Annotated in this window: 11 protein-coding genes and 1 riboswitch; of the genes, 5 read left to right on the top strand and 6 right to left on the bottom strand. The window is 66.1% G+C overall.

Going from position 1 to position 13,902, the window contains the following annotated elements; translation table 11 throughout:
• Positions 1 to 222: 222 nt before the first annotated feature.
• The 6 genes from JMF82_RS16720 to glyA all read right to left on the bottom strand — a co-directional run bounded on the left by JMF82_RS16720 (position 223) and on the right by glyA (position 6,345).
• A complete protein-coding gene (locus tag JMF82_RS16720; protein ID WP_201315686.1) occupies positions 223 to 864 on the bottom strand; it encodes a riboflavin synthase in 642 nt (213 codons plus the stop codon).
• Between the two features lie 131 nt (positions 865 to 995).
• Positions 996 to 1,165: riboswitch (FMN riboswitch) on the bottom strand.
• 149 nt (positions 1,166 to 1,314) lie between these two features.
• Positions 1,315 to 2,331, bottom strand: a complete 1,017-nt coding sequence (locus tag JMF82_RS16715; protein ID WP_201315685.1) for a Gfo/Idh/MocA family oxidoreductase — start codon at positions 2,329 to 2,331, stop codon at positions 1,315 to 1,317.
• Entirely contained in the window at positions 2,328 to 3,194 is an 867-nt protein-coding gene (locus JMF82_RS16710; RefSeq protein WP_201315684.1) for a phytanoyl-CoA dioxygenase family protein, read from the bottom strand. The genes JMF82_RS16715 and JMF82_RS16710 overlap by 4 nt, the downstream gene beginning before the upstream one ends.
• 19 nt (positions 3,195 to 3,213) lie before the next feature.
• Positions 3,214 to 4,314, bottom strand: a complete 1,101-nt coding sequence (ribD, locus tag JMF82_RS16705; RefSeq protein ID WP_236585526.1) for a bifunctional diaminohydroxyphosphoribosylaminopyrimidine deaminase/5-amino-6-(5-phosphoribosylamino)uracil reductase RibD — start codon at positions 4,312 to 4,314, stop codon at positions 3,214 to 3,216.
• A gap of 150 nt (positions 4,315 to 4,464) precedes the next feature.
• A complete protein-coding gene (nrdR, locus tag JMF82_RS16700; RefSeq protein WP_201315683.1) occupies positions 4,465 to 4,983 on the bottom strand; it encodes a transcriptional regulator NrdR in 519 nt (172 codons plus the stop codon).
• 108 nt (positions 4,984 to 5,091) lie between these two features.
• The gene (gene glyA / locus JMF82_RS16695; protein WP_201315682.1) at positions 5,092 to 6,345 is read right to left on the bottom strand and encodes a serine hydroxymethyltransferase; all 1,254 of its coding nucleotides are present in this window, start codon (positions 6,343 to 6,345) and stop codon (positions 5,092 to 5,094) included.
• Positions 6,346 to 6,482: 137 nt separating this feature from the next.
• On the opposite strand from glyA, the gene JMF82_RS16690 reads away from it, so the two are divergent.
• The 5 genes from JMF82_RS16690 (at position 6,483) to pyrF (ending at position 13,326) form a co-directional block, all read left to right on the top strand.
• Positions 6,483 to 7,583, top strand: coding sequence for a hypothetical protein (locus JMF82_RS16690; protein ID WP_201315681.1), 1,101 nt, complete (start codon positions 6,483 to 6,485; stop codon positions 7,581 to 7,583).
• Position 7,584: 1 nt separating this feature from the next.
• Positions 7,585 to 8,184, top strand: coding sequence for a TetR/AcrR family transcriptional regulator (locus JMF82_RS16685; RefSeq protein ID WP_201315680.1), 600 nt, complete (start codon positions 7,585 to 7,587; stop codon positions 8,182 to 8,184).
• A 1,040-nt stretch (positions 8,185 to 9,224) separates the two neighbouring features.
• The gene (locus JMF82_RS16680) at positions 9,225 to 10,220 is read left to right on the top strand and encodes an aldo/keto reductase (RefSeq protein ID WP_201315679.1); all 996 of its coding nucleotides are present in this window, start codon (positions 9,225 to 9,227) and stop codon (positions 10,218 to 10,220) included.
• A gap of 437 nt (positions 10,221 to 10,657) precedes the next feature.
• Complete coding sequence (ettA, locus tag JMF82_RS16675; RefSeq protein WP_201315678.1) at positions 10,658 to 12,325, top strand: energy-dependent translational throttle protein EttA; 1,668 nt, start codon at positions 10,658 to 10,660, stop codon at positions 12,323 to 12,325.
• Between the two features lie 188 nt (positions 12,326 to 12,513).
• Positions 12,514 to 13,326: an orotidine-5'-phosphate decarboxylase gene (pyrF, locus tag JMF82_RS16670; RefSeq protein ID WP_201315677.1), complete on the top strand. Its 813-nt coding sequence runs from the start codon at positions 12,514 to 12,516 to the stop codon at positions 13,324 to 13,326.
• The last annotated feature ends 576 nt before the right edge of the window (positions 13,327 to 13,902 follow it).

Here is a 13,902-nt window from a genome sequence, read left to right as displayed (position 1 = left end):
GATGGCTTCGAGGATCTCGGGGATGGTGTTGGAGCTCATGGATAGTTCCAGTGTTGTTTAGCTCGTCATTCCGGCGCAGGCCGGAATCCAGTTGAGTCACGGTCCGGGTATGGCCGCAACTCCAGACCCAAAAAGTACGGTCTTCCGGGACCTCGAACACTTCGCGGCTGGATTCCGGCCTGCGCCGGAATGACGTCTTGTGAGGCCGTGACCGTGAACCCGTCAGGCGAAGCCGTGTTGCCTGAGGAATGCTTCGTCGAGCCTGGGCGCATCGCCACTGGCGATCAGCCGCTCGATGTAGCGCGCCACCACGTCCACTTCGATATTCACCGCATCACCCGGCCTGCGTGCATGGAATGCCGTGTGTTCCACCGTGTGGGGGATAAGGTTGACCCCGAAACGATGGCCGTTCACCTCATTGACGGTGAGGCTGGTGCCGTCGATGCAGATCGAGCCCTTGGCCGCGATATAGCGCGACAGGGCCGCCGGCACTTCGAACGTCCAGCGCTGCGAGCGGCCATCGGGCGTCACCGAAACCACCTTGCCCACGCCGTCCACATGGCCGGACACGAGATGGCCGCCCAGGCGGTCGGCCAGGCGCAGCGCCTTCTCCAGGTTCACCGGATCGCCGGCTTTCAACTTGCCCAACGTGGTGAGCGACAGCGTCTCGTTGGAGACATCCGCGCTGAAACCGCGCGCCTCCAGCGTCACCGCGGTCAGGCATACGCCGGACACGGCGATGCTGTCGCCCAGCTGCACATCGGCGAGATCGAGGTCGGAGGTATCGACGTGCAGGCGCACGTCACCGCCGCGCGCTTCCAGCCGCGCAATGCGGCCCACGCTCTGGATGATGCCGGTGAACATCAGCGCACCTCCCGGACGGAGGCGGTGAAAGAACAGCAACGATGCTTGGACATGAAACGTTTCCCGCGTGAATAGCTGCGAAAAACGCCCCAAGGCGTCAGGCAGGCGCACGCCCGCGAAGGCCTGCGCCGTACCGTCTTCTCTCATCCGGACTTTCTGGAAGCCATCGCTGGCTGCCAACCGTCGGCTCCGGCATCGGACCGGATCTGCTGACCTTCCAGTGGCACCGGAAGCGCTCGCGGGCTCGTGCCCGAAGGCACCTACCGCCGGTGGGGAATCTCACCCCGCCCTGAAGACGTCGTTTGTGGTTTTGCCGGCGAACCGGCCAGGTGGATTCTAGCACCTTCCCGGCGCGGGGCCCGGATCGGTTGTCCACGGCGGGGAAACGGTGTGTCGCGGCGCGCACCGTGCGCTCCTGCAACATCCCGGCTCCCCCGGCGGGATCGTCCCTCACCCCCCCATCGACTGGCCGGTCTCCCGGCGATAGTCCCTCAACACCTGGTCCATCACCCAGCTGGTCCGCGCGCCGGTTTCCGCATTGGAAGGACACGCGTCCTTTTGCCCGGTGAGCTCGGCCACGATGGTTTCGATCAGCGGCTGCTGGATGTGCAGCGGGTTCTCGACATGATGCTCATGCGTGCCACGGGCATTCTCGACCGTGATCGGCCCGTTGCCGAACGTGGCGAACGCGATGCGCCCTTCGTCACCGACCACTTCGACCTGGTCGTGATGCTTGTAGCTGTCGAAATTCCACAGGCCGGTGCCCAGCATGCCGTTGCCGAAGGCGAATGACATCGCCACGGTGTCCTCCGGCGGATAGGCGCCCAGCTGATTGCTCGCATGGCCGCTCACCGAGACGATCGGGCCGAACAGCCAATCGAGGATGTCCAGCGTGTGGCAGCCGATGTCCATGAACACGCCGCCGCCGGAAATGTCGGGCTGCACGTGCCAGGGCAGGTTTTTCGGATCGTGATAGCGCGGGTGATGCGGCTCGTGCAGCACGGTGTTGACGATGCGCGGCGTGCCGATCGCCCGCTGCCCGAAGATCAGTTCGCGCACCTTTTGAAAACGGGGCAACGCGCGGCGATAGTAGGCCACGAACACCGGCACGTTCGCCGCGCGGCCGGCCTGGATGATCGCCTCGCATTCGGCGTGATCCATCGCCATCGGCTTTTCCACGTACACGGCTTTCCCCGCGGCGATCGCCATCAGCGCATAGTGCTTGTGCGTCGAAGGGGGCGTGGCGACGTACACCGCATTCACGTCGGGATCGGCGATCAGCTTCGCCGCATCGTCGTACCAGCGCGGCACGCCATGACGCTCGGCGTAATCGCGCGCCTTGTCGCCATCGCGGCGCATCACCGCCACCAGCGCGGAGTTCGGCGCCTTGCTGAAGCCCGGGCCGCTCTTTACTTCGGTGACGTTGCCGCAACCGATGATGCCCCAGCGTATCGCTGCCGTCGTCATGTGGTCTTGAACTCCTTCTTCAGGAACTGCTGGTGATAGCCGTGGAACACGTTCACTTCCGGGTACCGCGCACGCTCGACCAGGTGCGCGCGCAAGGCCTCGCGTACGCAGGGCTCAAGCGACGCGAGATAATCCAGCGTGTATTCGGTGTGGTCCAGCACGCCGAAGTGCAAGGTCGGTGCGTGCTCGGCGGAATGGAAACCCAGGTGAACGGTGATGCGCCGGTCCTTCAGCACGCCACCATAGCCGCGATGCACGGCATAGTTGTTGTAGAACACCGCCTCTCCCGGCTGCAGCACGAGCTGCCTGCCTTCGCTCAGCTCCGCGGCGTCGATGGGCGCCATCTTCTCGGTGTCGCCGAAGATCGCCCGTTCCTCGGCATTCAACTGGCGCCGATGGCTGCCCGGCACGATCCACAGGCAGCCGTCCGTGGTGAGCGACAGGTTCATCTGCACGTAGTTGTAGTGGTAGTCCTCGCTGAACCAACGCAGGTCGACCTGGTCATCCGGCACCTGCAACACGTCGCGATGCCAGCCCTGGCGATAGTCGACGCCGGCCTCGCCGTAGAACAGCGACGCGCCATCCACGATGATCCTGTCGCCCAGCAGATCCCGGCAGACCGCCACGATGGATTCATTGCAGATCACGTTCTGGATGCCGGGTATCGCCTTGCCGGGCTGCAGGAACTGCAGGTTGCTCATGCGCTGCGTATCGCCGCGTTCGCGCCGCGAGGCATCCACCGCCGCCACGTAGTGCGCCACGGCGGCATCGTCCAGGATCCGGCGCACCAGATAACCCTGCTCGCGGAAGTGGCGTTGCTCCGCTTCGCTCAGGACGACGGGGCGGGACGATGGCTGTGTCATGGGCTTCGTTTCATGTGGTTCAGGCCGAGGGACGCAACTGCAGTCGCAGGTCGTCGCCCAGCGCGCGGCGATCGAGCGTGCGCAGTTTCCAGCGCTGCGCCATATCGTTCAGTGACGGCAAACCCAGCAGCGGCCGCGCGCTGTCGCCGAGCAACACCGGCGCAATGTAAAGCAGCAACTCATCGACCAGCCCCGCGGCAAACAGCGAACCGCACAGGCTGGGGCCCGCCTCGACATGCACTTCGCTGACATGGCGCCGTGCAAGCTCCGTCATCACGGCCTGCAGGTCCATCGCGCCGCCCCGCTCCGGCACCACCGCCAGTTCAGCGGCCTGGAAGCGCGCATCGACCGGCGCGTATTGCTCGTTGTGCAGCACCAGCGTGGGCGCGGCGCCGTCGAGCACGTGGCTGCCGGGCGGCGTACGCAGGCGATTGTCCAGCAGCACACGCCACGGTGGCGTAAACGCCTCGCCCTCGGGCAGGCGCACGGTCAGCCGCGGATTGTCGGCCAGCACGGTGCCCGAGCCGGTGAAGATGGCCGAGCTGCGTGCGCGCCAGCGCTGGACGTCGGCACGCGCCGCTTCACCGGTGATCCATTTCGACTCGCCGTTGGCGAGCGCGGTGCGGCCGTCCAGGCTCATCGCGAGCTTGACGCGCACCCATGGCCGGCCGCGCTCGATGCGGCTGAAGAAACCGATATTGAGCTCGCGCGCCGCCTCGCGCATCAGGCCCGTTTCGACCGCGATGCCGGCATCACGCAGCTTGCCGATGCCGCGGCCGGCGACCTGCGGAAACGGGTCTTCCGCGGCGATGACCACGCGTGAAACACCCGCCGCGATCAGCGCATCCGCGCAGGGGGGCGTACGGCCATGGTGTGCACACGGCTCCAGCGTGACGTACGCGGTGGCGCCTCGCGCCCGGCTGTCCGCCTCGCGCAGGGCGAACACCTCGGCGTGCGGCTCGCCGGCACGCTGATGAAAGCCGGTGCCGACCACCTGTTCGCCATGCGCGATGATGCAGCCGACGCGCGGGTTGGGGTGCGTGGTGTACAGGCCACGCCCGGCCAGGCGCAGCGCGTGCGCCATGTGGGCGTGGTCGATGGCGGTGAAGGTCGATGTCATGGCGTCGCCAGGCGATGCAATGCGGGCAGTTTATGCGCTGCCCGGGCATTTCTGTAGGAGCGCACCCAGTGCGCGACAAGCCTACGGAGAGGAAACGGACCCGCCGCCGCGGTCGCGCACGGGGTGCGCTCCTGCAGTGTCAGTCCGACGTCAGGACTTCTTGCGCCTCGCCACGCTCTCGCCCAGCAGCGACAGCTGCAACGCTTCCAGCTCGGGCAGGTCGCGTTCCAACTTTTCGATTTCCTCGCGGAACGCCTGCACGTCTTCGAACTTCCGGTAGACCGAGGCGAAGCGCACGTACGCCACCTGGTCGAGCTTTTTCAGCTCGCGCATCACCAGTTCGCCCACCTGCCGCGACGGCACTTCGCGTTCACCGCAACGGCGCAGGTCGTTGATGATTTCGCGCACCGCGGTATCGACCGAATGCGTAGGCACGGGGCGCTTCTGCAATGCGCGCTCAAAGCTCACGCGCAACTTGTGCTCGTCGAACGGCTCGCGGCGCTCGCCGCTCTTCACGATCGTGGGCAGCTTGAGTTCGGCCGTTTCGAAGGTGTTGAAGCGCTCGCCGCACTTGGGACATTCGCGGCGACGACGCACGGTGGCGCCGTCTTCGGCGAGGCGTGAATCGATCACGCGGGTGTCTTCGTGCTGGCAGAAAGGGCAATGCATCAAAGAGCCGTGAATGGAAAATGGTGAATGGAGAACAGGAAAAGCGCGCGGCGTCGCCAGAGCCTGGCGTTCACCATTCCCGATGCCCTATTCCCGACTCCCGGCTTCTCAGCCATACACCGGGAACTTGTGGCACTGCGCGGTGACCTTCTCGCGCACCTTGGCGATGACGGCGTCATCGGCCGGCGCATCGAGCACATCGCAGATCCAATGGGTCAGCTCCACCACGTCCGCCTCCTGGTAGCCGCGGGTGGTGATGGCCGGCGTTCCCACGCGCAGGCCCGAGGTGACGAAGGGCTTGCGGGGGTCGTTCGGCACGGCGTTCTTGTTCACCGTGATGTGGGCCTTGCCCAGCGCCTCCTCCGCATCCTTGCCGGTGACGTCGCGGCCGATCAGGTCCACCAGCATGAGGTGGTTTTCGGTGCCGCCGGAGACGATCTTGTAGCCACGCTCGATCAGCGTCCGGGCCATTGCCTTGGCATTCTTCACGACCTGCTCCTGGTAGGTCTTGAAGGCCGGTTCCAGCGCTTCCTTGAAGGCCACCGCCTTGGCGGCGATGACGTGCATCAGCGGGCCGCCCTGGATGCCCGGGAACACGATCGACTGCAGCTTCTTCTCGATCTCTTCGCCGGCATCCTTGGCCACGATGATGCCGCCGCGCGGGCCGCGCAGGGTCTTGTGCGTGGTGGAGGTGACGACGTGCGCGTGCGGCAGCGGGCTCGGGTACACGCCCGCGGCGATCAGGCCGGCCACGTGCGCCATGTCGACGAACAGGTAGGCGCCGACCTTGTCGGCGATGGCGCGGAAGCGCGCCCAATCCATCACCTGCGAATAGGCGCTGAAGCCGGCGACGATCATCTTCGGCTTGTGCTCGAGGGCCAGGCGCTCGACTTCGTCGTAGTCGACCAGGCCGTTCTCGTTCACGCCGTACTGGATGGCATGGAACAGCTTGCCCGACACGTTGACCTTGGCGCCGTGGGTAAGGTGGCCGCCGTGGGCCAGGCTCATGCCCAGGATGGTGTCACCGGGGTTGAGCAGCGCGAGGTACACGGCCTGGTTGGCCTGCGAACCGGAGTGCGGCTGCACGTTGGCGTAGGTGGCGCCGAACAACTGCTTCAGGCGCTCGATGGCGAGCTTCTCGGCGATGTCGACGAACTCGCAGCCGCCGTAGTAGCGCTTGCCCGGATAGCCTTCGGCGTACTTGTTGGTGAGCACGCTGCCCTGCGCCTCCATCACGCGCGGACTGGCGTAGTTTTCCGAAGCAATCAGTTCGACGTGGTCTTCCTGACGACGCGCCTCATCGGCCATGGCCTGCGCCAGTTCATTGTCGTAACCGGCGATCGTCTCGTGCTTCGGGAACATCCTGACCTCGTGGGGTGGCTGCAGGGATTGGAACGCGAAATTGTAGCCGCCATGTGCTATGGCGGCCACCGGCGGGCACTTGCCAGGGTATTTCGTACAACGTACCGTACGCTGCACGCCATCCACGAGTCCTGACCATGCCCATCCTGTCGTTGCGTCGTCAACCGCCCCGGATCACCCCTGCCCGCCCGCTGCTGCCCTGCCTGGCCGGCCTGCTGGCCCTGCTGCTTCCCCTGGCCGGTTTTGCCGCCGATGCCACCGGCGTGGGCATCGCCGCGATCCAGATCCACGACCCCGTGAGCGGCAAAATGACCGAGGGCGACGTGTTCTACCCCTCCTTCCAGCCGACCCATGGCACGGTGGCCCTGGGCCCGTACCACGTGGCCGCCACGCCCGACGCACCGGCCATTCCGGGCCCGAAGCCGCTGGTGATCCTTTCCCACGGCAACGGCGGCAGCGACCTTGGCCACCACGACCTGGCCGCGTACCTGGCCAGCCATGGCTTCGTGGTCGCCACGCTCAACCACCTGGGCGACTACTTCCGCGATACCAGCGGCGTGGGGCGCATCGAAGTGCTGGCGGGCCGGCCGATCCAGGTCAAGGCCACCATCAGCACGCTGCTGGCCGATCCGCGCTGGAAAGCGCTGATCGACCCGAACCGCATCGGTGTCGCCGGATTCTCCGCGGGCGGTTACACGTCGCTGATGATTGCCGGTGCCAGGCCGCGCTTCGTCCGCTTCATCGCCTTCTGCGACCGCTACCCGGACGACAAGGACGTGTGCGGCCATCGCGCCGACTTCGAGGCATCGGCCGCCAGGCAGGGCAAGACAATGGAGCAGGTGCTCGACGACATGCAGGGCCAACTAGGCCGCTACGGCGACACCGCCGACCCGCGCGTGAAAGCCGTCTTCGCCATGGCGCCGCTCAGCCTCATCTTCGACGAGCACAGCTTCGACAACGTGCACGTTCCTGTGTACCTGTACTACGGCGAGAACGACCATGTGCTGCCGCCGGAAGCCAACGCGAAACACATCCAGCCGCTCCTCCCCACCCTGGCCGGCGTGAAGGAAATCCCGAAGGCCGACCACTGGGTGTTCCTGCCGCCCTGCTCGCCTGAGCTGGCGAAGGAAATTCCAGCGATGTGCCGTGATCCGCAGGGCGTGGACCGCGCCAAGGCGCACGCGCAGATCAACGCCGACGCCCTCGCCTTCTTCCGCAAGACACTGGACGTGCATTGACGTGCCACGTGCGCTGAGCGAGCGGGAAACCGAGGCGTTCCGCGAACGCATCTGCCAGGTCGCGGCGCGGCTCCATGTGGACGAAGGCCCCGCCGCCGTCACCATGCGCCGCATCGCCGCCGAGCTTGGCAGCGGCACGATGACCACGTACCGCTACTTCGCCAACAAGGACGAGATCCTCACGGCAGTGCGAACGCGCGGCATGCATCGTTTCTCGGAGGCGTTGGAGCGGGCGCTGGATTCCCCGGGCGACGGCCGGCAACGCTCACGTGCGGTGCGCGACGCGTACATCGCATTCGCGCGCGAGAACACCGCGACCTATCGACTGATGTTCGAGTATCCCCAGGCCAATCGCGACGATCCAGGCTATCGCGAGGCCCACGAACGCATGTGGCGCACGGTGGCCGCCCATGTGGAGGTGCTGATCGCGGAGGGCGCCGTGGATGCTGACCCGGCCATCCTCGGTCACCAGATATGGGCGGCACTGCATGGCGCGGTGATGCTGGAGATCGCAGGGTTGCTGCCGGCAGGTCATGACGCCGCATCGCTGCATACGCGCACGGTGGCGGCGCTGTTTGAGGTGGCCAAGGCCAAGGGGTGATGACGGACGCGCGATCCATCTTGCGGGAAAGTGACGCGTGCGCCGAGATTGATCGCGCACTGGGTGCGCTCCTACAGGGAGTAGGTAACGTCGTCGCGAGCCCCGCCCCTCACCCCAGCCCTCTCCTCGCTCCTCAAAGCCGCGGCCATCCATGGCTGCTCCCCGCGTGCCCCGGAAGGGGAGAGGGAGAAAGGGTGCGGCACCCCATAAAGTTCATCACGGCTCAGCGAAGTGGCTTTAAGTCCTCTCCGCGTCAGCGCGTCGCGGTGTAGCCGCTCCGTTCGAGGTAGTAACGAGCGTATGCCAGCTGACCTCGGTCGTCCGACGCTTCCATCCCCATATCCCTATGAGCCTTGGCTCTCAAGGCCATTTTCTTTGGGTTACTTTCGACGCGAAGCTAGTCCCCGTGGGATCTTTGACTCCGGGCATCCTGCCCTCCGCCCTGCGGGCCGGCTTCGCCGTTCGCACGCAAACAGCGCGTGCGTGGGCCAGCAAAAGAAAAGTGACTCGGCGGTCCCACGGGACTAGCTTCGCGTCGTCCCACGGGGACTAGCTTCGCGTCGCCGGCAGGACGTCGAAACGCCCGCTGCGTAAGCGGCAACCTAGCCGTATCGCGACAGCCGAAGACTGGACACTACTGGATCCCGGCCTGCGCCGGGATGACAACCATGGAGACTGTCGCGAAAGGCTGTCGCGCACAGGGTGCGCTCCTACAAGGGCAGGGGATCGAAACGCCCGCCGCGCCCCACGGGGACTTCCTACGGTCGTAGACGGCATGCTCGCGACAGCATGGCAACCGAAGGCAATAGCCCGCCTTCACAAGAGCAATAGACGTGCAAACCGGCGCGAAAGGCTGTCGCGCACAGGGTGCGCTCCTACAAAAAAGTGGAACACGCGGAAACAAAGCGGGCTGAGGCGAAAACCCCTCGCGAAATAAACGCGCGCAACATCAGGACAGCCCCGCGCAAACCCACCGGCACATGGCATACACACCCCTCCCGTGCACCATGGGAGACCCCATCCCCCGCGGAGCACCCCGAATGAAATACCGCCCCCTCGGCAAAAACGGCCCCAAGGCCTCCGCCCTCGGCCTCGGCTGCATGGGCATGTCCGGCATGTACGGCGCCAGCGATCGCAACGAAAGCATCGCCACCATCCATGCCGCGCTCGACGCCGGCATCACCGTGCTCGACACCGGCGATTTCTATGGCATGGGCCACAACGAGATGTTGATCGGCGAGGCGCTGGTCGGCCGCACGCGCGACAGCTACCAGCTCAGCGTGAAGTTCGGCGCGCAGCGCGGACCGGCGGGCGAATGGCTGGGCTATGACGCCCGACCCGCCGCGGTGAAGACGGCGCTCGCCTATACGCTGCAGCGCCTGCGCACCGATTACGTCGACATCTATCGCCCCGCCCGCCTCGACCCGAATGTGCCCATCGAAGAAACCGTCGGCGCCATTGCCGATCTGGTGAAAGCCGGTTACGTGCGCAACCTTGGACTCTCCGAGGTCGGCCCCGGGACCATCCGGCGCGCGAATGCGGTGATGCCGGTGTCGGATTTGCAGATCGAGTACTCCCTGGTCTCGCGCGGCATCGAGAAGGAGATCCTGCCCACGTGCCGCGAGCTGGGCATCGGCATCACCGCCTACGGCGTGCTGTCGCGCGGACTCATCAGTGGCCATTGGTCCAAGGGCAAGCAGACCGACACACGCGACTTCCGCACGCATAGCCCGCGCTTCCAGGGCGACAACCTCGCGCACAACCTCAAGCTGGTCGACGCGCTGCAAGATCTTGCCGCCGTGAAGGGCTGCAGCGTGGCGCAGGTCGCCATTGCATGGGCGCTCGCCCAAGGGGAAGACATCGTGCCGCTGGTGGGCTCGCGCACCCGCGAGCGGCTGCAGGAGGCACTGGGTGCACTGGATGTCGTGCTCACCGCGGATGACCTCGCCGCACTGGAGAAAGCCTTCCCGCCGGGTGCGGCGGCCGGCGATCGCTACAACACCCAGGGCATGGCCTCGCTGGACAGCGAGCGCTGAGTCAGGCGGCCCACCCGCTTGCAGGATCGCGCCCAGTGCGGCGCGCCAGCCAGGCGAGCGCCGGCATGCAGCCGCCGAACAGGCATGCTCGGGCCTGCCTGATTCCAGAGCACACGAACTCATGCAGGAAGACGGCGAGTCGGCCTCGCCGCGTCGCGCATTGGGCCGCCCGGCAGTCCAGCGCCGCCGCCCAGCGCACTGCCACGTCCGTCGCCAGTACGCTCGCCATGACCGTCTCCCGCGAAAAAGGCCAGGGCGGACGCGGGATCGGCCCCTTACGGGACAACGCCGGGCGGCCGGGGCGAAATGGTCGCCAACCCAAGGACGCGGCGGTCACCGGGACGCCGCTCCGACCCGCTATAATGCACGGTTTGATACCCAGTCTGACGCACCCGCCAGCCCTGCCGGCCGGTGTCGTGCACGCCGCCGGAGGCTCAATGAGTTCGCAATTCATCTACACCATGAACGGGGTCAGCAAGATCGTTCCCCCGAAGCGCCAGATCATCAAGGACATCTCGCTCTCCTTCTTCCCCGGCGCCAAGATCGGCCTGCTGGGCTTGAACGGCGCGGGCAAGTCCACGGTGCTGCGCATCATGGCCGGCGTCGACAAGGACTTCCAGGGCGAAGCCCGCCCGCAGCCGGGCATCAAGATCGGCTACCTCGCGCAGGAGCCGGAGCTGGATCCCGAGAAGACCGTGCGTGAAGCCGTCGAGGAAGGCGTCTCCGTGGTCCTTGACGCGCAGAAGCGCCTGGAAGAGGTCTACGCCGCCTACGCCGAGGAAGGCGCCGACTTCGACAAGCTGGCCAAGGAACAGGAGCAGCTGGAAAACATCCTGGCCGTGAACGACGCCCACGCACTGGAACGCCAGCTGGAAGTGGCCGCCGATGCGCTGCGCCTGCCGCCGTGGGACGCCAAGATCGGCCCGCTCTCGGGTGGCGAGAAGCGCCGCGTGGCGCTGTGCCGCCTGTTGCTGTCCAAGCCCGACATGCTCCTGCTGGACGAGCCCACCAACCACCTGGACGCCGAGTCCGTCGACTGGCTGGAGCAGTTCCTGCAGAACTACCCGGGCACCGTGGTGGCCGTCACCCATGACCGCTACTTCCTCGACAACGCCGCCGAGTGGATCCTCGAGCTCGACCGCGGCCGCGGCATTCCGTGGAAGGGCAACTACACCGAGTGGCTGGTGCAGAAGGACCAGCGCCTCAAGCAGGAAGCCCAGCAGGAAAAGTCGCGCCAGAAGGCGATCGAGAAGGAACTGGAGTGGGTGCGCTCGGCGGCCAAGGGCCGTCAGTCCAAGGGCAAGGCGCGTCTCAACCGCTTCGAGGAGCTGAACTCGGTCGAATACCAGCGCCGCAACGAGACGAACGAAATCTTCATTCCGCCGGGCGAGCGCCTGGGCCAGGAAGTGATCGAATTCAAGAACGTCACCAAGGCCTTCGGCGACCGCGTGCTGATCGAGGACCTGTCGTTCAAGATCCCGCCGGGCGCCATCGTCGGCGTGATCGGCCCGAACGGCGCCGGCAAGTCCACCTTCATGAAGATGATCATGGGCAAGGAGCAGCCCGACTCGGGCGAGGTGAAGCTGGGCCACACGGTCAAGCTCGCCTACGTCGACCAGTCGCGCGACGCGCTCGACCCGAAGAACAACGTGTGGCAGGAGGTGTCCGGCGGTTCGGACATCCTCACCATCGGCACCTTCGAGATCCAGTCGCGCGCGTACATCGGCCGCTTCAACTTCAAGGGCACCGACCAGCAGAAGATCGTCGGCCAGCTGTCCGGCGGTGAGCGCGGTCGCCTGCACATGGCCAAGACCCTGCTGCAGGGCGGCAACGTGCTGCTGCTCGACGAACCGTCGAACGACCTGGACGTGGAAACCCTGCGTGCGCTGGAAGACGCGCTGCTCGAGTTCCCGGGCTGCGCCGTGGTCATCTCGCATGACCGCTGGTTCCTCGACCGCATCGCCACGCACATCATCGCGTTCGAAGGCGATTCGCACGTGGAATTCTTCCCGGGCAACTACAACGAGTACGAGGCGGACAAGAAGCGTCGCCTCGGCGACGAGGCTGCCAAGCCGCATCGCGTGAAGTACAAGAAGCTGGCGTAATCGCCGTAGCCCCTCTCCCGATGGGAGCGGGGTCGGGGAGAGGGTGCGGGCTTGCGCAAGCCATCAACAGCGCGCTCCGTCCGCACCCTCACCCGCCTGCCGGCACCCTCTCCCGTTGGGAGAGGGGCGCACTTTGCAAGGTGGCGGCTGATCTGCGGACAACGAGCAGCCGCCCAAAGGAGACCACCATGCACTTCATGCAATCCCTGCAACAGGCATGGGCCCGCCACAACTCCCTCGTCTGCGTCGGCCTCGATCCCGAGCCCGCGAAATTCCCGGCGCACCTCAAGGGCCGCGCCGACTCGGTGTTCGAGTTCTGCCGCGGCATCGTCGATGCGACCGCCGACGTCGTATCCAGCTACAAGCCGCAGATCGCCCACTTCGCCGCGCTGCGCGCGGAGGGCGCGCTGGAACGCCTGATCGCGCATATCCACGACCAGCATCCGGGCGTGCCGGTGATCCTCGATGCCAAGCGCGGCGACATCGGCAGCACGGCGCAGCACTACGTCACCGAGGCGTTCGAGCGCTACGGCGCCGATGCGGTGACGCTCAACCCGTACCTGGGCCGCGATTCCATCCAGCCCTTCCTCGATCGCGCCGACAAGGGCGTGATCCTGCTCTGCCGCACCTCCAACCCGGGCGGCGCGGATTTCCAGGCGCTCGATTGCGGCGGCCTGCCGCTGTACCTGCGCGTGGCCGAAACCATCGCCCGTGACTGGAACGCCAACGGCAACTGCGCGCTGGTCACCGGCGCCACCTGGCCGGAAGAACTCGGCAAGGTGCGCGCCATCGTCGGCGACATGCCGCTGCTGGTGCCGGGTATCGGCGCGCAGGGTGGGGACGTGGAAGCGGTGCTCAGGCATGGCCGCACCATGAACGGCACCGGGCTGATGATTTCTTCTTCGCGCGCCATTCTCTATGCGGGGAACGGCGAGGACTTCGCGCAGGCGGCGCGCGGCGCGGCCATCGAGTTGCGCGACACCATCAACCGCTATCGCTGATTCTCGGCGGAGCGCTGTTGTGGCCTGGACGAGTCGGCGTCGTATGTCGGCGCCCCGTCCCCTTGTAGGAGCGCACCCAGTGCGCGACAGCCTTTCGCGACAGTCTGCATGATTGTGGCTCTTGCGATGACGGTTTGCCTCCGGTTGCCACGCCATCGCGAGCATGCCGCCTACGACCGTGGGACGTCCCCGTGGGGCGCGGCGGGCGTTTCGATCCCCTGCCCTTGTAGGAGCGCACCCTGTGCGCGACAGCCTTTCGCGACAGTCTCTATGGTCGTCATCCCGGCGCAGGCCGGGATCCAGTAGTGTCCAGTCTTCGGCTGTCGCGATACGACTAGGTTGCCGCTTACGCAGCGGGCGTTTCGACGTCCTGCCGGCGACGCGAAGCTAGTCCCGTGGGACCGCCGAGTCACTTTTCTTTTGCTGGCCCACGCACGCGCTGTTTGCGTGCGAACGGCGAAGCCGGCCTGCAGGGCGGAGGGCGGAACGCCCGGAGTCAAAGATCCCACGGGGACTAGCTTCGCGTCGAAAGTAACCCAAAGAAAATGGCCTTCAGAGCCAAGGCTCATAGCAGTA

Source organism: Dyella sp. EPa41 (genome assembly GCF_016586165.1).
Taxonomy (GTDB): Bacteria; Pseudomonadota; Gammaproteobacteria; order Xanthomonadales; family Rhodanobacteraceae; genus Dyella.
Note: the sequence above shows the minus strand (reverse complement) of the source record. Positions and strands in the feature narration are given on the sequence as shown.